Below are 20,216 nucleotides of genomic sequence, written 5' to 3' on the forward strand. Positions count from 1 at the left end.
GTCCATGCCCCTTTCGGTGGATGACGGCCGTGTTCCCCGGGCGGGCCGGATCATGAGTGGCTGCTCCAGCAGGACTTCGCTGTGCCGCGGAGAAACGGAAGCGAACCCAGGTCTCCTGTGTCAGCTCCCTCCCAGCGGGCAGGGGCGTGAACGTCCATGTCGCCTACATCCGTTGAGGAGATATGAACAGCGCTCTTCGTGTGCTGACCGTCCTGGGCGGCTCTCTCCTGCTCACCCTCGCGGCCGGTTGGGTCGTCGACCTGCTGCTGCGCCGGGCCGACGCGCGCCACCCCGAGACGCCCCTGTGGAACCTGCTGCGCCGGTGCCGGCGCGCCCTGCTGATCGTGCTGTTCGCCGCGCTGCTCAGGGGTGCCTACCGGCAGATCGCGTGGCCACCGCTGCACGACCACGCCGCCGCCGTGGGCCGGGCGCTCTCCCTCACCCTGATCGGCGCAGGGGCCTGGCTGCTGGTGGCCGTGGCCTCCGCCGTCGTCGAGTCGGGGTACGCCCGCTATGCCACCTCCACCCGCGACCCGGCCCGGCTGCGCCGCGTCCGTACCCAGGTGACCCTGATCATGCGGGTGGTGACGGTCCTCGTGGCCGTCATCGCGGTCGCCGCGATGCTCGTCACCTTCCCGAGCTTCCGCGCGCTCGGCACCTCCGTGCTGGCCTCCGCCGGAATCATCGGAATCGTGGCCGGCGTCGCCGCCCAATCCACCCTCGGAAACCTCTTCGCGGGCTTCCAGATCGCCTTCGGCGACATGGTGCGCATCGGCGACACGGTCGTCGTCGCGGGCGAGTGGGGGGTGGTCGAGGACATCACCCTCACCTTCCTCGCCGTACGCACCTGGGACGAACGCCGCATCACCATGCCCGTCTCGTACTTCACGACCCGCCCCTTCGAGAACTGGTCGCGCGGCGGCATCCAGATGACCGGCACCGTCTTCCTCCACTGCGACCACCGCGCACCCGTGGACCTCATGCGTGACAAGGCCGAGGAGATCCTGCACAACTGCAAGGAGTGGGACGGCCGCGGCTGGGACCTCGTCGTCACCGAGACGACGCCCTCCACCATCGTGGTGAGGGTCATCGTCACGGCCAAGGACCCCGACGACCTGTGGACGGCGCGCTGCGCCGTACGGGAGCAACTGGTCGCCTGGCTTGCGGAGAAGCACCCGTATGCCCTGCCGCGCATCGTGCTGGACCCGGTATCGGCACCGGTGCCGGAACAGGCGCCCGCGCCGGACGCCGCCGGAGCCGCGCGCGCTCGGCCGCAGGCGGCGGGGTGAACCACGCCTCCCACGTGCCGGCGCGACCCCGGCACCCCCGGGAAGGCTTGGCACGCGGTCGTCGGGACACAAGCGGAGCATGCTGAAGACACTCACCCTGATCCTGCCCGGCGCCGCAGCAGCGCTCGCCGCGGTTGCTGCCGTCCTCCTCTCGCCCTGGTGGTGGGCCGTGGCCGTACCGTTGCTGCCGCTCGTCCTGGTTGCCTCGTACGACCTCCTGCAACGCATCGTCTACGAGCGGGCCAAGGGCACCGACGCAGAGGAGCCGTTCGGTACCGAGCTCGACCTCCACCGGCCCGGCAGCGAACACCTCACCCCGTCCATGGCCCCCGCACCCGGTACGGGCCGATCCGCCCCGGATCCGGGTCGGCGGCTCCGGCTGCACCGAGCCGTACGACATGCCCCTGCTCAACGTCTCGGCGATGAGCTTCGGCTCCCTGTCTGCCAACGCAGGCAAGCGCCGAGCGGGCGCCGGAGCCCCGGCGGACAGCGCCTGGTGGCCGGTCTCAGGCCGGTTGCGCCCGATGGTGAGGCAACGGGGCGTGGGGCGCCTGGAATGGAGCCTGTGGTGATCGGCCAGGACTGCTGTACTGGCTCTTCGTCGCTGTCCGGTCGGGCGAAGCGGAGTTGAGCGGTGGTGGAGTGCATCCCGGTGGTGGGATCCGTTACACGGCGCTGCTCCTGAGCCACCTGGCAGGGGAAGGTGAGGCCCCGAACGGCCGGCGGCTCCGGACTTCCTCGATATTGATCATGCGTCGGGCTGCTGCCGTCGGGTCCGTTGCCCGGGGGCGGCGGTCTGAGCGCCGGCGCCGGGGGTTCGCCGGACGGCCCCGGTTCCTCGGCCGGGAGGAGGCCGGGGTTCGGTGGTGTCCGGGTGCCGTACGGATCCGGGCGGCAGCCCGTCATGCGGGCGGGCCTGCCGCATGACGCCGGGGGGAAGGGGCGTCATGCGGCGGGGCTCGCTCCGGAAGCCCACCCCCCAGGTGCGCTTCCGACATCGACGCGTCTAACCCATCCTCCCAGCCCCAAACGCCATCCACTCCAACAGTTCTGAGAGGACGTCAAGGGCCGCTGCGCTCTCGCGACACGGAGCGACTCCAGCGCTGTTCGGCGCGCTGGGGGTGAGCCCCGGATGCCGTGCTGGTCGGCCAGCCGAACTGGAGTACAACGGCCTGGTGGACCGCCGCCGCTACGCCGAAGTGCCACCGCGCGTCGACTACACCCTCACCGAGGCCGGCAGAGCCCTGCTGGTTCCCATCCGCGCGATGGGCACCTGGGCCGCACGCTATGCGGACACCGTCGTGGCATCCCAGGACCGCTTCGACACCCGCTGACAACCTCTACGTCTGAGGTATACGAGGTCGCCCGCGCCGACGGCCACCGCTGATCGTCCAGTAGACCGGTAGCCGGATCACGAAACGATGCCGTCGCTGGATCACAGCGACCTCTCGCGGGAACGTGCGGACCGGCACCTCGTGAACCCGAGCGGTTGAGGTCGGGATCGCGGTCGGCTGGTGTTCCCGTGCGCGCCCAGGTCTGGGCCTGGTCGAAGGTTTCCAACGACCAGTCCTCGGCGGCTCGCAAGTCGGCCGCCATGTCCCGGCCGGGATCGTCGACTTACACAGGAAAGCAGTTGCGCCCGGGCGGGGCGGCGGTTTGAGTTCGTCCGTGACTGCTTTGAATGATCTTGTGCGGCCCGACCGCTACCCGCGTTCTTCCCGCTACGACCCGGCCTGGCTTGTGCGCCTCGACATGGGCCCGAACCCGTTGTGGCTCCTGGAGGACTTGGTTCGGGACCTCGATCTCCGGCCCGGGATGCGGGTCCTTGACCTCGGCTCCGGCAAGGGCGCCACGTCCGTCTTCCTGGCCCGGGAGTTCGGTGTGGACGTCGTCGCTGCCGACTGGTGGATACCCGCGGAGGACGCGGCCGCCGTTTTCGGGGAGGCGGGGGTCGGCGACCGGGTGACAGCGGTACGGGCGGAGGCACACGCCCTGCCGTTCGAGGCGGAGAGCTTCGATGCGATCGTGAGCATCGACGCGTTCGAGTACTTCGGCACTGCCGACGGCTACCTGCCCTATCTGGCCCACTTCCTCCGTCCCGGCGGTCAACTCGGCGTGGCCACTCCCGGCATGACCCGTGAGGTCCGCGACCTCGGCGTGATCCCGCCCCACATCAAGCGCGTGGTCGGCTGGGAGGCCGTCGCGTGGCACACGGCGGAGTGGTGGCGGTTCCAGTGGGAGATCACCGAACTGGTGGACGTCACCTCCGCGCGACTCCAGGAGGACGCCTGGCGGGACTGGCTTTTGTGGGCGCGTGCTTGCGCCGAGCACCAGCCGGACGGCGAGAAGGCAAACCGGCCGGTGATCGACATGCTCACTGAGGACGGTGGGGAGCACCTCTCCTTCGCACTGGTGACCGCACGCAAGCGGTAGGACGCAGCAGCCGCCGGCAGCGCTCGAATGTCCTCGGAATCGAAGCGATTTCAGGGCCGGGGCGAGTGTGGGGAAGCCCGCCCAGCAGGACCGGGACTGACGTAATCCGGCCTGAGCCCGGAGCTCTCCACTTGGTCTGTTACGGTCGCCTCGGCGCGGACAACGCGCGAACACGACCCTGGTCCGGGGAGGTTGATGAATATGGCCCTCAGTGGCCTTCCTCAGCATGCCCTTTTCCGGTCCGCGCGCTGAAGCGACGCGACGCGGTCCGGGTCGTTCCAATGACCAGGAGTCACACGTGCATTCCTCCCTTTCCAAGGACCTCACCGAACTGACCACCGAGCGGCTCGTCCTCCGTACCTGGACCGCGGCCGAAGCCGCGGCTGTCCTCGACTGCGCGGGCGGCACCCGGCCGGCCGATTGGGCCGGAGACTTCCCCTCCGAAGGCGACAGCGTCATCGCGAGCCTCCTCGGCGACAACCCCGCATGGCTCGGCACGTACGGCCATCGGCTGATCATCGAACGGGACAGCGGTCTCGTCGTCGGATCGATCGGCCTGTTCTGGCCGCCCACCGAGGGGGTCCTCGAGCTCGGGTACGGGGTCGTCGCCTCCCGCCGCGGCCGGGGCTACGCCACCGACGCCATCCGGGCACTCGCCGCCTTCGCCCTCACCGCGCCCGCTGTCCACACTGTGGCCGCCGGTGTGGAACTGCCGAACCCGGCCTCCGTCCGCGTCCTGGAGAAGGCCGGCTTCGAGCGGTACATCACTACGGCCGAAGACGCCGGAGGATTTACCCGCTTCGCGGTCACCCGGCACTACAACCTCGGCAAGTAGACGCCCTGAGCCGGCGGCACCCCCGCCGGCTCACCGGCATGACCTTCGCGTCGGGGGAATCGCGAACCTGATGAGCTGTTCGCAGGTCACCACCACCGAGATCGCCCATCCCTGCGGGGTTGGGGAGCGAATCGAGCAACGGCTTCACGCGGCATTCCAGTACTCCGGGAAGCGAAGCCACTACAGGGGTCGGGCACCGTTGCGGGCGGGGCTCCACCCATGACGGTGTACGTCGCGTGTGTGCGGCTTTCGCGGGCAGGCGAAGGCTGTCCACAGCCATGCGCCGCCTCCCGGCCCAGCCCGGCTGAACCACCGGCCAGGTGGCGTTCTCCAGTCGCTGCGCTCGATGGGCAGCCCCTCGGTGACCAGGGACAGTGCGATCAGGACGATGCCGATGGCCGCGTACTGGGCCGTTGTCGCGTACCCCGCGACGCACAGGGTCCGCCTGCCCGTCATCTTCCGCACCACTGCGCATTCCCCCTGCTCGCTCCGGGAGTGCCGGGCGATCTTGAAATTGAACACGTTCAACCATTCGCCACAGTACACCCCCGCCCAGACGCGGCGGCCGGGCGGGGTCGAGACGGGCGTAACCCAGACCGGCGGGCGGAAGGTCTGGGTGGAGACGCTCCGGGCCCGGATGCCCAAGGAGCAGTTCGGCCCCCTGATGGAGGTCGTGCGCGAATACGTGAAGGCCAGCGGCGGCCGGTTCCGGCTCGGTCTGGAACCAGAGGAGAAGGAGCTGTTCACCGCGGAGGTGCAGCAGCAGGAACTGCTCAACCTCCTCGGCCTGCTCGGTGCGATGGAACCTGGAAACGAGGGCAGGGCCGACCATGCCGTTGCCCGCCTCGGTGACGGCGAGCGCTCCAAGGCGGCGATGTCGCTGGTGCCCCCGGACGTCGCGGACGACCCGAACGAGCTGCGGGAGGAGCTCGTCGAGGCTCTGGCCGTGTCCGCTGCCGAAACCACCGCCGTGATGGAGACCGGGGGTGAGGGGAAAGCCGTGCCCGCACCGGTGCCGTTGCCGGGGACGACCGTGCCGCCCTGGCGGGAAGGGCTGCCCGCGACAGTTCTCGCGCTGGACTACCAGCGGATCCTGGGCGTGCTGGGCCGGCCGGGTCAACAGCCGGTGCGGGACAGGGAGAGCGTGGTGGTGCTGGGGCTGGAGCCGACACCGGCGAAGGTCGAGGGGGTGCGGTCGAAGGCCGAGCGCCTGGCGGAGCGAGGGTGGCTGGTCCAGGAGGCGTCGGGGATGTTCAGCAGTGATGATGTGCCGCTTGCGGCCCGGGACTTTCTTGCCGCCGTCGTAGCCGCGTGAGGCGGCCGGCACCGACGCGGCGGCCCGCACCGACTGCGCGTCGATGATCCCCGCGCTCGGTTCCACCTCCCGGCCCTCGCGCTCACCGACCTTCCCACGCAGCCGGTGAGAGCCGGATGTCCGTCCAACGTCTCTCTCAGCCTCCATCCCTCCTTGGGGGGAGATTATTACCGTTTCTTGACAGTTTAGCGTGAATTGGAGTACTGTCGACGTGCCATGAAAGAGAAGCGCGCGTACGAGAGTCCGCTGCGCGCCGGCCAGCTTGAGCAGACCCGGCAGCTGATCCTCGCCGCGCTCACCGAGGCCATCGCCGACGAAACCGTCCAGGAGCTGACCATCCCGCTCGTGGCGGAGCGCGCAGGCGTCGCCGTCCGCACCGTCTACCGGCACTTCCCGACCAGGGAGGCGCTCTTCGCGGCCTGGAGCGGGTGGGCCCAGGAGAATCTGCACGTGCTCACGCAGTCCTACCCGGACACCTTGGACGGGCTGCGCCGCGTGGCGCCGGAGCTCTACCGCTCGTACGACGAGCACGCACCGCTGATCCTCGCCATGCTGAACTCCAAGGCGGCCCGGCCGCTGCGGGAGCAGGGCCGCAGGGACCGGTTCCACTCGGTGGAGGCGGCGCTGGCCGAGCTCACGGCGGAGGCCGACCCGGTAGCCCGCCGCCGCGCGGTCGCCGTGCTGTACCTGCTGGTGAGCGCCCCGGCCTGGCAGGCCATGCGGCTGCAGGCAGGGCTCGACGGGGCGGAGGCAGGCATGGCCGCCGCCTGGGCGGTGCGGGTGCTCACGGACGAGCTGCGGCGAGACCCGGACGGCCCGCTACGCCACCCGAGCGGATGACCGGCGAGGAGGAGAGCCATGAGCATCGCCACGGAACGCACTTTCGCTCCACCGGGGCCGGGTACCTGGTTCCTGGACCCGACCCATTTCACCCGCCCGGTGACCAGGTTCCACGCCGAGATCTTCATCGAGGAGATGCACCGCGGCTTCGGAGAGAGCCTCCGCCGGTACGGGTCGCTGCTCGAACGGCTGGACTGGGCCTTCGTCAACGGTTTCTGCTACTACCATCCCCAGCCGCTGGGGGCCCCGCCGGACGCCACGGACCACCCGCCGAGAGAGGTCTGGGAACGCCTTGCCGCCGATCATCCCGAGATCCGCACCAGGCTCGCGACCAGCGCGACCGTCTTCGAGCGCAAGCTGTGGCGCGAGGACCTGTGCCGCTGGGACGAGGAGGTCAGACCCGCGCTACAGCGCGAGCGGCGCGAACTACAGCAGGTCGAGCCCGGTCTCCTCGATACCGGCAGTTTGCTCGCGTACCTCGACCGGTGCCGGGAGCACCAGCGCCGAGCCGGCTACCTGCACCACCTGTTCAACATGCCGGCACTGCTGCCGATGGGCGATCTGCTCGCACACTGTCAGGAGTGGACCGGGCGTACCACCGGCGAGATCCTTGCCCCGCTGGCCGGATCGAGCCCCGACCCGCTGGCGGACCGGGAGGAACTGGCCGAGCTGGCCGCCGCCGTAGCAGCGGACCCCCGGGCGAGCGAGCTGCTTGCCTCCCCGGCGCGACCCCAGGAGGTGCTGGCGTCGCTGGGGGCCGTCGCGGGACGTACGAGTACCGCCCTCGCCGAGTACCTGGAGTCGGCGGGCTGGCGCCCCGTCAATGGCGAGGACGTGGGCGATCCCTGCGTGGCGGAGTTGCCCGCCGTCGTGCTCGCGGCCATTCGCTCGGCGGTCTCCTCCTCGACGAGGCCCCAGGCGGCGGACGCCCGCGCCGACCAGTGCGCCGACGCGGCGGCCGACCTTCGCGCCGCCGTACCCGCGCCGCACCGCTCCCGCTTCGACGAGCTGCTCGCCGAGGCGCGGTTGGTCTCCCGGCTGCGCGACGAGCGCGGGTCGTGCGCGGACCTGCCGGCCATCGGCCTCACCCGGCGCGCCATCCTGGCGGCCGGCCGACGGCTCACCGAGCAGGGCCGGATCTACGCACCCGCCCATCTGGCCGAGGCGGGCTACGCCGAGCTACGCGCCCTGGTCCGTACGGGCTCCGGGCCCGACGCCGCAGAACTTGCCGCCCGGGCGCACTACCGCGACCACGCCCGGTACGCGGACGCGCCGCCGATGCTGGGTCCACCCCCGGGCGACCCGCTGCCGCCTGATTGGCTGCCGCCCGCCGCGGCACGCCTGGAACGCGCCCTCGGGGCCATCGTCCTTGCCATGTTCAGCAACCCGGCAGCGCGGACCGAGGGGCGGACCGTGCACGGGCTCGGCGCGAGCCCGGGCGTGTACGAGGGCACGGCACGGGTGATCAGCGGCGTGCCCGAGTTCGACCGCATCCAGCCCGGGGACGTCCTGGTCACCGGCGCGACCACCACGGCCTTCAACATCGTCTTGCCACTGCTCGGCGCGATCGTCACCGATCGCGGTGGGGCGCTCTCCCACGCCGCCATCGTCGCCCGGGAGTTCGCCATCCCCGGCGTCGTCGGATGCACGGATGCCACGGCAGTGATACCCGACGGCGCCTGGGTGCGGGTCGACGGCCGGGCCGGAGAGGCGGCGGTGGTCCGATGACCGGTCCGCTGTCGCCGAGCACGTGGTCCGCCCCGGTGCCGCTCCGCCTGGCCACCGACGAGAGCCGGTACGGCGGCAAGGCCTCACAGCTCGCGGCCGCCGCCCGGGCCGGTCTACCGGTACCGGAAGGAATCGCCCTGGAATGGCTGTTTGTCGACGCCGTCGCAGAAGGCGACGACGAGGCGCTCGCCGCCCTGCACGTGTCGACCACCGACTTGCAGGGCGGCGGGCTGGCCGTGCGTTCATCCGCACTGGGCGAGGACTCGGCCGCGGCGAGCTTCGCCGGACAGCACCTCACCTGCCTCAACGTACGGGGTCCGGACGGGCTGACCGAGGCGGTCCGAACGGTGAGAGATTCGGCGCACTCGGCCGCCGCGCTCGCCTACCGTGAGCGGCTCGGGCTGCCCGGCCTGCCCAGAGTGGCAGTGGTGGTACAGGAGTTGGTGGTACCCGAGTGCGCCGGAGTCCTGTTCTCCCGAGACCCCCTCGACGGCTCCGACGTCCTGGTGATCGAGGCGAGTTGGGGCCTGGGCGAAGCCGTGGTCAGCGGCCTGGTCGTACCGGATCACTACCGGGTCCGCCGCGACGGCCGGGTGATCGAGCGCACGGCAGGCATGAAGGACCTGGCCGTGGAGCCCGCGCTGGCCGGCGGAACGAGCCAGGTCCCGGTCCCCGCCGACCGAATTCACCGACTCTGCCTCGACGAGACGCGGTTGGAGAGCCTGCGGGAACTCACCGCCCGCTGCGAGCAGGTCTTCGGCGGGACGCAGGACCTGGAGTGGGCCTTCGTCGCCGACCGTCTCCGTCTGCTCCAGCGCCGGCCGATGACCGGGGCCGTGCCCCCGCACTGACCCCTGCGTAGCCACCCACCTCAGCTCGGGACGAGCGTGGACTGCTTGTGGTTGAAGATGCTGGCGGCGTCCCAGATGGGGCACGACCCAGAGAGGGTCAGCCGAACGGTGTGACCATGGTGGTTGGGGCTACTGACGGGCCACTGGGAGTCGGCCGTCGAAGGTGATCAGGAATGTTCGACCTACGTTCCAAGATCGGTTGAGGTAGGGCTTCTCAGGTCCGTTGGTGTTCGAGGATTTGGGTCTCGAGTTCGGCGATCCGTTTGTCGGCGAACCGGATGTTGTCGCGGGACGCGGCCAGTTTGCCGATCAGCGACTTGTTCTCCGCGGCCAGTTCTCGGACCCGCCTCTTCAAGGTGCCGTTGTCAGCGGACGATGTCTTCCTCGGTCCACTGGGCTCGGCGATCTTTGCCGGATCGGTTGTGATCAGGTAACCGCCGCGGTAGGCGAGGAAGGCCTTGCCCTTTTCCATGGTGATGTGGTCGCGGATGTATCCCTTCGTCCGTTCGAACTGTGAATCGGTGGCGTGTATGCGGGCGGCGATCTCTTCCCGATGTACCAGGGTGTCCTCGTATGCGGCGGTGCCGTCGTCTTCGCACCGGCCGCTGGCGCGGCAGTTCCGGCCGCCAGCTGTACGGTCACGCCGGGGCCGAACGACACGTACGTCGTGATCACCGGCGAGGGGTTCACGGGACCCCGCAAGCTCAACGACGGCGAGAGCACCGTGGACCTGGCGATAGGCCCGGACGGAACCTTCCGCGTGCAGCGCTTCCAGAAGAACGTCGACTACACGGTCCTCGCGGTCAACGAGGACCAGAACTTCATCTTCGTGAACTGCAAGAAGGTGGGCTCGGCGGCGACACCGAAGCCTCAGAACCCGCAGAACACGCCCCCGGTCCAGCCGGGTTCCCGGCGGGACATTGCTCAGGGCCGCGAGGCCGGCACCCAGGCGGGCGCCGCGGCGGCCAAGAAGAGCTGCGAGACCAAGCCGGTGGCGGACAAGTCCGGCCAGCAGCACAGCGACGCCTACTGGCAGGCCTGGACCCAGGCGGCCAACCGCGCCTTCAACCGGGTCTGCAACGGCAGGTGAGCCGCTTCACCCCGAGCCGCAGAGCTGCGGCGACAAGAACGCTCGCCTCGCCTCCTGCCTGTTCCCCCTCACGGCGCCCGGAGGCAGCACGCAGCTCCCGTTCAGACCCGGCAGTCACTGCGGCTTCCGAGCGCACGCGAACGCAGCCGGCCTGGTACCCGGCTACAAAAGGATCGTGAAGCGGCGTCCCTGCCAGGGGTGTCCGGGTTTGGTGGGGGTGAGGTGCTAACTCGGCCATCGTGATTTCCCCCGTCAGGCTGCCGCTCGCCCCGTGCACCCGCGGGTCGAACCGCAGTGACATCAGCCCGGCAGCCGCCAGCCCTGCGGCAAGCCACGTAAAAGCCGCCCTCTTGCCTGATGACGCCCGCGCCGTGTACCAGCTCAACCACCGCTTGCCCCGGGGGGCTCCCGCGTACGCGCCGACCTTTCGGTCCGGGCCGGTCTCTTCGTCTGCCTCGGTGGTGAGGTGGACTTCCCCGACGTCCACCCGGACCAGGTCGCCGCCTCGCGCGACGTGGGCCTTGCCCACCTTGCTTGACCGGCACGTTCCCTCCGGCCCCAGACCATGCCGCCCGCCGACAGCGGAGGGGGATCGGATCACCGGGGTGAGCCGGGCCGCCGCGGTGACCTGGCGCCGCCGACACGGCGGCTTCCCGGAGCGGGTAGGCGGTACCGGCGTGCACCGGGCGCGCTCCTGCACGGAGCGGACCGACTTCCCCCAAAAGATGTCCACGAGGTGTCTGGACCGCCACCGGGCTGTGCTGCTTCTCTGGTGTCAGGCTCGCAATTTTCCGCAATCGGTGTGATGGAGGGGGCGGTCGTGGCTTTACGGTTCGTGGGTAAGGACCCGGACTCCGATACGGGGCAGTGTCCGTCGGTGTGGGTCGACGAGGCGTCGGGTGATGTGCTCGTGCAGGGCTGGAAAGCGGAGCCGGCGGTCATCGCCGAGTGCCTCGAGGCGGGGGACATCCCCGACACGGAGGCCGTGGTTCGTCTGCCCGCTCGGATGGTCGAGTTGTTGAGGGAGGCGTGTGATGACGCGGAGCGACGTCGTGCCGGGCTTTGATGAACTCCTCGACGGTGCCCAGGCCTCGGCGCTGCATTTGGAGATGCGCGACGCTTACGGTGTGCCGGCCGAGTCCCCGGCCTTCGCCCACTGGCTGGCCACCGGCACCCGGGAGATGGACCCCGCATCGGACTACTGGCGGTTCTGGGTGGACCTGGTGCGCCGTACGGTCGCCCGCGGCGTAGTCGTCCGCCGGGCCCGGATCGTCTCCGAGCCGCTGTCCGACTACGCCCGCTACGGCCTGGCCGGCGCCGCGGTGAACGCGGCCACGGGCGAGGATATCCGCTACCTGCCGCGCCGGCACGCCTCCAAGATCGCGCTACCGGGCAACGACTTCTGGTTGATCGACGGCCGGCTGATCCGGTGGAACCACTTCAGCGGCAACGGCGCCCCCACCGAAGGAGAGATGTCCGACGACCCCGCCGCAGCCGCACTCTGCGCGACGGCGTTCACGGCGGTGTGGGAGTGCGCGACCCCGCTGGCCGACTACAAAGCCTGACCCGGAACCTGTCGATGTCCTCGCCCCTGTCCAGCGCCCAGGAGGCCCGCACCGCGCTCGCGGTGCGGCTGCGGCACCTGCGCCTGGACGCGGGCCTGACCGGCGCCGTGCTCTCAGCGCGCTGCGGCTGGCATCCGGCGAAGACCTCCCGCATCGAACGCGGCCAAGCACCCCCTTCCGACACCGACATCCGCCTCTGGACCGATGCCTGCGGCGCCGCCGATCAAGAGGCGGATCTGATCGCCGCTTCCCGCACCGCGAGCTCCATGTACATGGAGTGGAAACGCCTCAACCGGGCCGGCCTGACCCGCTTGCAGCAGGAGATCGCCCCGCTCCTGGACCGCACCCGCACCTTCCGCGTCTACTGCTCCAACGTCGTCCCCGGCCTCCTGCAGACCCACGACTACGCCACCACCGTCATCACCGCCTACAGCACCTTCCACCACACCCCCGACACCGACGTCGAAAGCGCGGCCCGGGCCCGCACCGCCCGCGCCAAGCTCCTCACCCGACGCGGACGCACCTTCGCCTTCCTCCTGGAGGACACAACCCTGCGCCCCGGCATCGCCGACCCGCAGACCACCGCCGCCCAGCTCGACCACCTCCTGGACGTCATGGCCCTGCCCCAGGTATCCCTCGGCATCATCCCTGCCGGCACCCCCAGACCCCTGTGGGCGATGGAGTCCTTCACTGTCTACGACACCGCCCAGGTCGGCATCGAGCTCCTGGCAGCCCGCGTAACCATCACCGCACCCGGAGAGCTCGCCCTCTACGAGAAAGCGTTCGCCCAACTCGCCGCCATAGCCGCCTACGGCCCCGCGGCACGCGCACGCATCGAGCAGGCCCGTACGGCATGCCAGCGACCCACACGCAATTTTCCGCAAGAACATTGAGCACGCTCACTACGGATCTCTAGCGTCGAAGAGCCAGCACCCCCGGCATGCCGCGCACGAGAGGTCCCTTCGATGGCAGAGATCGCCGACTACAGCCGCGCCCGCCAAGAGGCCCTCAAGCTGTTCCCGCCGGCCCTGTTGAAGCCCCCGCCGGCCTGTGCCCGCTGCCGGGCCTACGCGGACCGTCGCGACACCGCCACCGGCCATCTGCGCGGCACGGTCGTCACGGACATGCAGGTCCTCATGAAGCGCTGCGCGCGGGCCGGCCACCCGTGACCGCCCGCCGGTACGCCGTCGGGCAGGCAGTGTTCGACCGCGACCGCCAGGCCCACGGCCGCGTCGTCGGCCTCTACCCCTCCCCACTCGTGGCGCGCTGGCACGGGCCGCGGTGAACGCATCCCGAACCTCCGCACCCGCGGCCTGCGTGGCGGCGGCGACGTCCTGTCCGTTGCGCAGGAGGCCGAGCAGGGCCGACCGCTTCCGCGAGGGCAGGGCGTCAGGCATGCCCGCACGGTAGGGCTGCCGACACCGGGGCAGCCCGCGACAGGCCAGTCGCCGCGTTCGGATTGCTGCCGGTTCATGGTTGCGTCCAACGCAACCTCGTGGCGTCAGGAGGACTCCCGCCAGGTCAGAGCCGTTCTCTTCACCCGAAGGGACTGCCCTCTGCGGGCCTTCGAGCAGGTCAGACGCCGTCACTCGACAAAATCGAATGATGCATCAGATGAAATTCCACCCTTTTCGTGTCACACCGCGACCGAATCGAACACCTCTAAAGGGTGTTGCAGAAGGCTCGGTTCGGGCAGGCCGGAGTAGTTCTTGGCCTGCTGTTTCACCCTGCCGTGGCGAGGTTGTGCATGGTGGCGACGGTCTGGACAGCGTGGTGGAGGCCGTCTCCTTTCTGGCGGCAGTCGCGGAGGATCTTCCAGTTCTTCATGCGGGCGAAGGTGTGCTCGACGCGGGCACGGACCCGGCGGTGTTCGGCGTTGTCCTCCTCCTGGCCGCGCAGGAGGGGACGTCCGGCCCTTCTGCGGTGCGGGACGATCAGCCCGGTGCCCAGGTAGGCGCCGTCCGCGATGACCGTCGTGCCAGCCGCCGCGGCCGGCAGGCCGGACTCACGCCAGACGTGTGCGTCCGCCTTGTTCCCCGGGGCCGGGCGGGCGCTCCGAGTAGCGCTTCCCGCATACCCGGACCTGGAATCTGGCGAGCGGAGTTCCACGACTGGCATGGTCTTGGAGGAAGTGCGAGACGAGATTCGCGAAGCCGACAGGGCAGATTGTCTTCGAGGTCCTGCGGATGTCGGTGATGGTCCACCAGCGCCAGGCACGGATCGCATCCGGCTGGGCGGCAAGTGCGGGATCGACGGTGTCCGGCGCCACAATCGTCACAGAGTAGCGTTCGACCTGGCGAGCCGGCTTGCCTCCGACCGAGTGCTCCTTGGTCCGAAGCGCCAGCTCGGGGCCGAGGGTGACGTCGGGTATGCCGTGTTCCTCGTGGAGTCCCCTATGCTCGCGAGGCAGTTGGTATGAACAGTTCATTTCGGGGGCGGAGCCGCATGGCCGACGAGATCAAGTACGAGTACAAGACCGTGCAGACAGTTCGCGGCACCGACAGCTTGGTGATCGCGAAGATGCAGAAGGACGGCTGGGAGCTCGTCGAACAAGCCCAGGGCATGCTGCGCTCCACCCTCGATTTCCGCCGGCCGAAAAAGCCGCTGCCGCGGCTCCTGATCGGCACCGCGGTCGGCGGCCTCGTGATCCTCGCCATCGTCATCGGCGTGGCCGCGGCACTCGAGGACGGAGGCGAGAGTAAGGACGAGTCGAACAAGCCGACGGCGGCCACTGCGATCACAGAGCCCTCCGCCACGTCGGCTCCGACCGCGGCCAGGTCGGCTGCCGCTGAGGTGATCACGCCTCAGAACAACCCGGAGTTCGCGGCGCTGCTGAAGACGCCGGACTCGTGCGACAACGCGAACCCAGACTTCGCGACCAAGTACAAGGGCAAGACGGTCGCGTTCGATGGTTCGATCGTGCACATGGCGCCCCACGGTGACTACGACACCCGCTACGACCTTCTCCTGGGCCCAGGCGACAAGGGACCGAACACGGGGATCGGCCCGGCCTTCAAGTACGAGGACGTCAACATCCTCGACCTGAAGCTGACCGGCCGGAACACCCCCGCCACCGTCCGCGCGGGCGATAAGTTCCGCTTCGTCGCCGAGGTGGGCGAATTCAACGCGAAGCAGTGCCTCTTCGCCCTCGACCCCGTCTCGACGGAAACCCGGTAGTCAAGACGGGCCAGGGCTTCGGCAAAGTGACCAACCTGAGTTCGACCGGCGCGCGGTGGTCGCCTGGCTCCTGGCCCATCACAAGATCGACGTTCCTGCGGGGGTTCCGATAGCCTCGCTCGTGCTGGCCGTCCCCGGTGGCGGTACGCACCGGTTCCGCCTCGAGGACCCGTGGCTGCTCCTGGCCGACGATCCCGAGGGCGAAGACCGGTTGTCGGGCTGGTCCACTGATGAGGACGCCGAGGCGCTGCGGGGGCTGACGGGCCGGGAGTGGGGGGCGTCGGTGCGCCGGCTGACCGTGCCGGGCACGCGGCCTCTGGCGGTGCTGGGTGACGTGAGGATGGTGGAGCGGTTCCGGCCGGGGTCGGGCGGTCTGCGGGTGACGCTGTCCTGGCCAGCCGGCCTGCGGGGCGCCGCCACGGCGTGCCGTACGCCCGGCCGGGCCAGGAGCGTGTGCCGCCGGCAGGACTGCGGCGGCCTGGTTCTGGCGGTCTGGTGCGAGGAACACGGGGGCATCGCACCCGTGATGGAGTGGCACCCCGGCGGCGGTATCCGCTGCACGGCGCTACATCGCCGCCGTGCAGCGGCCGAACGCGCCGGCACCGTGCTGGACTGGCCGTACCTGACCGAAGCCGCAGCCCCGCCGGAGGTGCCGACGTACATCTAGTGTGATGCGTCAGAAATGGCGGCTCTAAGTCTGTAGCCTGATCTTATGTCGCGTCGAGGTCCTCGTGCTGTCGAAGTCGTACTGTCCGCTGAGGAACGTGCTGAGTTACTGCGTTGGGCGGACGGCGAGGTGTCGGCTCGTGCCGCGGAGCGAGCCCGCATCGTCCTGGCCTGTGCGGAGGGGAAGTCGAATACCTCTGTGGCGACAGGCTCCGGGGTGTCCGCGGAGACGGTACGCAAGTGGCGCTCGCGGTTCGCGGCCCGGCGGATGGCGGGGCTGATGGATGAGCCGCGGCCGGGCCGGCGCAAGCCGGAGCTGGTGCTGTCCGATGCCGAGCGGGCGGAGCTGACGCGCTGGACGCGGCGGGCGAAGACAGCGCAGTTCCTTGCGCTGCGGGCGAGGATCGTGCTGCGGTGCGCGGAAGGCGGGACGAACAAGGAGATCGCTGCCGAACTCGGTATCGCGCACAACACGGTGAACCGTTGGCGTTCCAGGTTCGTCCGGCTGCGGCTGGACGGGCTGACGGACGAGCCGCGTCCCGGCCGGCCGCCCTCAATCCTGCTCGACAGGGTCGAGGACGTACTCACCGCTACTTTGGAATCCACCCCGGGCAGGGACACGCACTGGTCGCGAGCCTCGATGGCCCAGCACTCCGGCCTGTCGAAATCCACCATCGGCCGGATCTGGAAGAAGTTCGACCTCAAGCCGCACCTCCAGGACTCCTTCAAGCTCTCCACCGACCCGCAGTTCATCGCGAAGGTCGTCGATGTCGTCGGCCTGTACCACAACCCGCCCGAGAAGGCGGTGGTCCTGTGCGTGGACGAGAAGTCCCAAATCCAGGCGCTGGACCGCTCCCAGCCGGTGCTGCCGATGATGCCGGGCATGCCCGAGCGACGCACTCACGACTACCTGCGGCACGGCATCACCAGCCTGTTCGCCGCCTTCAACATCGCTGATGGCACCGTCATATCCGAGCTCCACCGCCGCCACCGCGCCATCGAGTTCAAGAGGTTCCTGATCCGGATCGACAAGGCCGTGCCCACCGGCCTCGACGTGCACCTGGTGTGCGACAACTACGCCACCCACAACACCCCCGAGATCAGGACGTGGCTCGGCAAACACCCGCGTTTCCACATCCACTTCACCCCCACAGGCTCCTCCTGGATGAACCAGGTCGAGCGGTGGTTTGGCCTGCTGACCGACAAGCTCCTACGCCGTGGCGTCCACACCTCCGTCAAGGCACTGGAGAACGACATCCAAGCCTGGATCGAGCAGTGGAACCAAGACCCCAAGCCCTTCGCCTGGACCAAGACCGCCGACGAGATCCTCCACTCCCTCGCCGACTACCTCACCAAAATCAGCCCGCCAACCACCAATACCTGACAGCTACTTAGAGCCGCCATTTCTGACGCATCACACTAGTGACCTGAGTCAGAGATTCGTCCGCATCGGCAGGCCCCTGCGCGTCACCTCCCGCGAGGCGGCGGAGGGGGTGTGGGTGCCGGTCTTCCGGCCAGAGGAGGAGTGAACCGCCCCGGGAGTTCTCGGCGGCTCCGGATGACGGGGGTCGGGCGCCGCCCGTGATCTCCGGCGGATCACCGCGACGCCCGGCGGACCGTCAGAACTGCGGGCTGAGCGAGGAGCCGAACTCGTAGGTGCCCCGCGGCCTCCTCAGTGGGGTCCCGTCGTAGAGGAATGCCGTCTCCGAACCGGGCTTGGACAGGGTGGCTTTATCGAGCAGTAGCGACGTCGCTTGTCGATGGGTTTGGGAGGCGCCCTGTTCCACGGATGGGTGATGTCGACGAGTTTGGGAGGCACCGGGGTTCTTGCCAGGGCAGCGTCGGGATGCTCCTGGTGAACGGTGCTGGTCATGCCGCGGATGTCGAAGGTCGAGCTGTACGCGGCGATCCGGCGTGACCACCGTGGCGGCATGTCGATGCGGGAGCTTGAGCGCAAGCACGGCGTGACGTGGCGGACGGTGCGGAAGGCGTTGGACTCGTCCTGGCCGGAGCCGCGCAAGAGGCTGCCGCCGCGGGCGACCGGAGTGGACCGCTACAAGCCGGTGATCGACGAGATCCTGCGGGCGGACCTGGACGCGCCGCGCAAGCAGCGGCACACGGTCACCCGGATCTTCCATCGGCTGGTCGAGGAACACGGCGCCGATGTCTCCTACGGGATGGTCCGCTACTACGTCGCGGCCCGGAAGCCCGAGATCCTGGTCGAGTCGGGCAAGGCCCCGCTTGAGGCGTTCGTCCCGCAGACCCACCAGCCCGGTCACGAGGCGGAGGTCGACTTCGGTGACGTGACGATCCGCCTCGCCGGCGAGCTGGTGACCTGCTACCTGTTCTCCTTCCGCCTGTCATATTCGGGCAAGGCCGTCCATCGCATGTTCGTCTCCTGCGGCCAGGAGGCGTTCTTCGAAAGCCACGTCCACGCGCTGCGGACGCTGGTCGGGGTCCCGCGGAGCAAGGTTCGCTACGACAACCTCAAGGCGGCCGTTGCCCGCGTGCTCGGGCTGAGCCGGGCGAGGGTGGAGGCGGACCGGTGGATCGCGTTCAAGTCGCACTACGGAATCGAGAGCTTCTACTGCCGTCCGGGCATCGAGGGCGCCCACGAGAAGGGCGGCGTCGAGGGCCAGATCGGCTACTTCCGACGCAACCACTTCGTCCCGGTCCCCGAGGTGTCCTCGCTCGCCGAGCTGAACGAGATGGTCGAGCAGTGGGACCGGCAGGACGACGCCCGCCGGATCGGCTCCAGGTCCCGGACCATCGCCGAGGACTTCGCGCTCGAACGACCGCTGCTGATGCCGCTGCCTCAGGAGCCGTTCGAAACCGGGCGGCTGTTCACCCCGCGAGTCGACCGCTACGGCCAGATCCCGGTCCGCACGAACCGCTACTCGGTCCCCATCCGGCTGATCGGCAAGCGGGTGAGGGTCATCCTTCACGCCTCTCACCTGGTGGTTTACGACCAGAACGTGGAGGTGGCCCGGCACGAGCGGCTGATCGCCAAAGGCGCCGTCCGTCTTGACCTGGACCACTACCTGGAGGTCCTGGTCCAGCAAGCCCGGTGCCTTCCCCCGCTCGACCGCTCTCGAACAGGCCCGCTCGGCCGGCAAGTTCACCCCGGTCCACGACGCCTGGTGGACCCAGGCCATGAAGATCCACGGTGAGCGGGACGGCACCCGCGCGCTCATCGAGGTGCTGCTACTCGGACGCCATATGACACACGAACATGTCGTCGCCGGCCTAGCCGCGGCCCTGCGGGCCGGGGCCATGACCGCGGATGCAGTCGCGCTGGAGGCCCGCAAGGCCGCCCAGGTTGAGACCGAGCCCGCACCGGATGCCCGGACCCTCGGCCAGCCGTCGGCGACGGTGACGTCCCTGCACGAGTGGCGGCTCGCGCATCTTCCGCCGGACACCAGGCCGCTGCCTTCGGTGTCTCACTACGACCAGTTGCTCCGACGCCGCCGCACCAGCGGCAGCGGCCACCGTGAGGGAGAAGCGCAGTGACCATGCCCCGACAGCGAGGGTTGACCGAGCAGGCCGCCGACGCCGCGATCGACTCCGCCTGCCGCTTGCTGCGGCTGCCGTCGATCCGCAACGAGTTCTCCGACATCGCCGACCGGGCGATGAAGGATCAGATGACCTACCGCGGCTTCCTCGCCGAACTGCTGATGGCCGAGTGCGACGACCGAGCCCGCCGCAGGTCGGAGAGGCGAATCAAGGCAGCCGGCTTCCCTCGGGAGAAGTCGCTGCGGTCCTTCGATTTCGACGCCAACCCGAACATCGACCCGGCCACCATCCACACCCTCGCCAGCTGCGAGTGGATCAAGAAGAGCCAGCCCCTCTGCCTCATCGGCGACTCCGGCACCGGCAAGTCCCACATGCTCATCGCGCTGGGCACCGAGGCCGCGATGAAGGGCTACCGCGTCCGCTACACGCTCGCCACGAAGCTGGTCAACGAGCTGGTCGAGGCCGCCGACGAAAAGCAGCTGAACAAGACCATCGCCCGCTACGGCCGCGTCGACCTGCTCTGCATCGACGAACTCGGCTACATGGAACTCGACCGCCACGGCGCCGAACTCCTCTTCCAGGTCCTGACCGAACGCGAGGAGAAGAACAGCGTCGCAATCGCCTCGAATGAGTCCTTCGGCGGCTGGACGAAGACGTTCACGGATCCGCGGCTGTGCGCGGCCATCGTCGACCGGCTGACGTTCAACGGCACCATCATCGAGACCGGCACCGACTCCTACCGCCTCGCCAGCACCCGAGCACGAGCCGAAGAACCCGCGAAGGCTGGCTGACCCCTGCCGCTACCTGCCTCGACGGCCAGCCGTCCCGACGGGCGGCTGGCCGTCCCGTGTCGGCGTGCGGGTCAACGTGCACCCCCGAGTACAGCTGACGTGCACAGCGTCGTGCGGATTGAC

General features: G+C 69.4%; 18 protein-coding genes and 3 pseudogenes. 18 read left to right on the forward strand and 3 right to left on the reverse strand.

Annotated elements, in window-relative coordinates:
- The first annotated feature begins 182 nt into the window (after positions 1 to 182).
- The 5 genes from OHT74_RS39480 to OHT74_RS39505 all read left to right on the forward strand — a co-directional run bounded on the left by OHT74_RS39480 (position 183) and on the right by OHT74_RS39505 (position 5,872).
- On the forward strand, positions 183 to 1,289 hold the full coding sequence (locus tag OHT74_RS39480; protein WP_328623046.1) for a mechanosensitive ion channel family protein: 1,107 nt from the start codon (positions 183 to 185) through the stop codon (positions 1,287 to 1,289).
- A gap of 1,121 nt (positions 1,290 to 2,410) precedes the next feature.
- Positions 2,411 to 2,623, forward strand: a complete 213-nt coding sequence (locus OHT74_RS39490) for a winged helix-turn-helix transcriptional regulator (RefSeq protein WP_266671842.1) — start codon at positions 2,411 to 2,413, stop codon at positions 2,621 to 2,623.
- A 334-nt stretch (positions 2,624 to 2,957) separates the two neighbouring features.
- Positions 2,958 to 3,722, forward strand: a complete 765-nt coding sequence (locus OHT74_RS39495) for an SAM-dependent methyltransferase (RefSeq protein WP_266671844.1) — start codon at positions 2,958 to 2,960, stop codon at positions 3,720 to 3,722.
- A gap of 298 nt (positions 3,723 to 4,020) precedes the next feature.
- A complete protein-coding gene (locus OHT74_RS39500) occupies positions 4,021 to 4,557 on the forward strand; it encodes a GNAT family N-acetyltransferase (protein ID WP_266671846.1) in 537 nt (178 codons plus the stop codon).
- A 514-nt stretch (positions 4,558 to 5,071) separates the two neighbouring features.
- A complete protein-coding gene (locus OHT74_RS39505) occupies positions 5,072 to 5,872 on the forward strand; it encodes a hypothetical protein (protein ID WP_328623510.1) in 801 nt (266 codons plus the stop codon).
- On the opposite strand, the pseudogene OHT74_RS39510 reads toward OHT74_RS39505, so the two are convergent.
- Positions 5,816 to 5,956, reverse strand: a pseudogene (locus tag OHT74_RS39510) (transposase); the annotation flags it as partial. The gene OHT74_RS39505 and the pseudogene OHT74_RS39510 sit on opposite strands and share 57 nt — an antisense overlap.
- A gap of 132 nt (positions 5,957 to 6,088) precedes the next feature.
- Here OHT74_RS39510 and OHT74_RS39515 point away from each other — a divergent pair.
- From OHT74_RS39515 to OHT74_RS39525, 3 genes are read left to right on the forward strand one after another with little or no spacing between them, the layout of a single operon-like run.
- Positions 6,089 to 6,712 (forward strand): TetR/AcrR family transcriptional regulator, encoded by a 624-nt coding sequence (locus OHT74_RS39515; protein WP_328623047.1) that lies wholly within the window; start codon positions 6,089 to 6,091, stop codon positions 6,710 to 6,712.
- Between the two features lie 18 nt (positions 6,713 to 6,730).
- Positions 6,731 to 8,440: a PEP-utilizing enzyme gene (locus OHT74_RS39520; protein WP_328623048.1), complete on the forward strand. Its 1,710-nt coding sequence runs from the start codon at positions 6,731 to 6,733 to the stop codon at positions 8,438 to 8,440.
- Positions 8,437 to 9,291 (forward strand): PEP/pyruvate-binding domain-containing protein, encoded by an 855-nt coding sequence (locus OHT74_RS39525; RefSeq protein WP_328623049.1) that lies wholly within the window; start codon positions 8,437 to 8,439, stop codon positions 9,289 to 9,291. Before OHT74_RS39520 ends, OHT74_RS39525 begins: the two co-directional genes overlap by 4 nt.
- A gap of 214 nt (positions 9,292 to 9,505) precedes the next feature.
- On the opposite strand, the gene OHT74_RS39530 is transcribed toward OHT74_RS39525, so the two are convergent.
- Complete coding sequence (locus OHT74_RS39530; RefSeq protein WP_266671858.1) at positions 9,506 to 9,763, reverse strand: hypothetical protein; 258 nt, start codon at positions 9,761 to 9,763, stop codon at positions 9,506 to 9,508.
- Positions 9,764 to 9,817: 54 nt separating this feature from the next.
- Here OHT74_RS39530 and OHT74_RS39535 point away from each other — a divergent pair, with 54 nt between their 5' ends.
- The 5 genes from OHT74_RS39535 to OHT74_RS39555 all read left to right on the forward strand — a co-directional run bounded on the left by OHT74_RS39535 (position 9,818) and on the right by OHT74_RS39555 (position 13,115).
- The gene (locus OHT74_RS39535) at positions 9,818 to 10,381 is read left to right on the forward strand and encodes a hypothetical protein (protein WP_328623050.1); all 564 of its coding nucleotides are present in this window, start codon (positions 9,818 to 9,820) and stop codon (positions 10,379 to 10,381) included.
- Positions 10,382 to 11,201: 820 nt separating this feature from the next.
- A complete protein-coding gene (locus OHT74_RS39540) occupies positions 11,202 to 11,447 on the forward strand; it encodes a hypothetical protein (protein WP_328623484.1) in 246 nt (81 codons plus the stop codon).
- On the forward strand, positions 11,416 to 11,946 hold the full coding sequence (locus tag OHT74_RS39545; RefSeq protein WP_328623051.1) for a DUF6879 family protein: 531 nt from the start codon (positions 11,416 to 11,418) through the stop codon (positions 11,944 to 11,946). The genes OHT74_RS39540 and OHT74_RS39545 overlap by 32 nt, the downstream gene beginning before the upstream one ends.
- Positions 11,947 to 11,960: 14 nt before the next feature.
- The gene (locus OHT74_RS39550; protein WP_328623052.1) at positions 11,961 to 12,839 is read left to right on the forward strand and encodes a Scr1 family TA system antitoxin-like transcriptional regulator; all 879 of its coding nucleotides are present in this window, start codon (positions 11,961 to 11,963) and stop codon (positions 12,837 to 12,839) included.
- A 72-nt stretch (positions 12,840 to 12,911) separates the two neighbouring features.
- Entirely contained in the window at positions 12,912 to 13,115 is a 204-nt protein-coding gene (locus OHT74_RS39555; protein ID WP_328623053.1) for a hypothetical protein, read from the forward strand.
- A 553-nt stretch (positions 13,116 to 13,668) separates the two neighbouring features.
- On the opposite strand, the pseudogene OHT74_RS39560 reads toward OHT74_RS39555, so the two are convergent.
- Positions 13,669 to 14,001: pseudogene (locus tag OHT74_RS39560) on the reverse strand (transposase family protein); the annotation flags it as partial.
- 390 nt (positions 14,002 to 14,391) lie between these two features.
- Here OHT74_RS39560 and OHT74_RS39565 point away from each other — a divergent pair.
- From OHT74_RS39565 to istB, 5 genes and pseudogenes are all read left to right on the forward strand, one after another.
- A complete protein-coding gene (locus OHT74_RS39565; RefSeq protein ID WP_328623054.1) occupies positions 14,392 to 15,123 on the forward strand; it encodes a DUF4839 domain-containing protein in 732 nt (243 codons plus the stop codon).
- Between the two features lie 55 nt (positions 15,124 to 15,178).
- Entirely contained in the window at positions 15,179 to 15,790 is a 612-nt protein-coding gene (locus OHT74_RS39570) for a hypothetical protein (protein ID WP_328623055.1), read from the forward strand.
- Between the two features lie 45 nt (positions 15,791 to 15,835).
- On the forward strand, positions 15,836 to 17,173 hold the full coding sequence (locus tag OHT74_RS39575) for an IS630 family transposase (RefSeq protein WP_328623056.1): 1,338 nt from the start codon (positions 15,836 to 15,838) through the stop codon (positions 17,171 to 17,173).
- Positions 17,174 to 17,660: 487 nt separating this feature from the next.
- Positions 17,661 to 19,299 (forward strand): annotated as a pseudogene (gene istA, locus OHT74_RS39580) (IS21 family transposase).
- Positions 19,296 to 20,093 (forward strand): IS21-like element helper ATPase IstB, encoded by a 798-nt coding sequence (istB, locus tag OHT74_RS39585; RefSeq protein ID WP_193469777.1) that lies wholly within the window; start codon positions 19,296 to 19,298, stop codon positions 20,091 to 20,093. The pseudogene istA and the gene istB overlap by 4 nt, the downstream one beginning before the upstream one ends.
- Positions 20,094 to 20,216 lie beyond the last annotated feature (123 nt).

The organism is Streptomyces sp. NBC_00354 (assembly GCF_036106915.1).
GTDB lineage: Bacteria > Actinomycetota > Actinomycetes > Streptomycetales > Streptomycetaceae > Streptomyces.

What these genes read in the sequence shown, in the direction of transcription:
- OHT74_RS39530 (WP_266671858.1), bottom strand. Translation starts at nt 9,763, where the DNA reads ATGGAAAAGGGCAAGGCCTTCCTCGCCTACCGCGGCGGTTACCTGATC.
- OHT74_RS39525 (WP_328623049.1), top strand. Translation starts at nt 8,437, where the DNA reads ATGACCGGTCCGCTGTCGCCGAGCACGTGGTCCGCCCCGGTGCCGCTC.
- OHT74_RS39550 (WP_328623052.1), top strand. Translation starts at nt 11,961, where the DNA reads ATGTCCTCGCCCCTGTCCAGCGCCCAGGAGGCCCGCACCGCGCTCGCG.
- OHT74_RS39545 (WP_328623051.1), top strand. Translation starts at nt 11,416, where the DNA reads ATGACGCGGAGCGACGTCGTGCCGGGCTTTGATGAACTCCTCGACGGT.
- OHT74_RS39480 (WP_328623046.1), top strand. Translation starts at nt 183, where the DNA reads ATGAACAGCGCTCTTCGTGTGCTGACCGTCCTGGGCGGCTCTCTCCTG.
- OHT74_RS39565 (WP_328623054.1), top strand. Translation starts at nt 14,392, where the DNA reads ATGGCCGACGAGATCAAGTACGAGTACAAGACCGTGCAGACAGTTCGC.
- OHT74_RS39515 (WP_328623047.1), top strand. Translation starts at nt 6,089, where the DNA reads ATGAAAGAGAAGCGCGCGTACGAGAGTCCGCTGCGCGCCGGCCAGCTT.
- OHT74_RS39520 (WP_328623048.1), top strand. Translation starts at nt 6,731, where the DNA reads ATGAGCATCGCCACGGAACGCACTTTCGCTCCACCGGGGCCGGGTACC.
- OHT74_RS39575 (WP_328623056.1), top strand. Translation starts at nt 15,836, where the DNA reads ATGTCGCGTCGAGGTCCTCGTGCTGTCGAAGTCGTACTGTCCGCTGAG.
- OHT74_RS39555 (WP_328623053.1), top strand. Translation starts at nt 12,912, where the DNA reads ATGGCAGAGATCGCCGACTACAGCCGCGCCCGCCAAGAGGCCCTCAAG.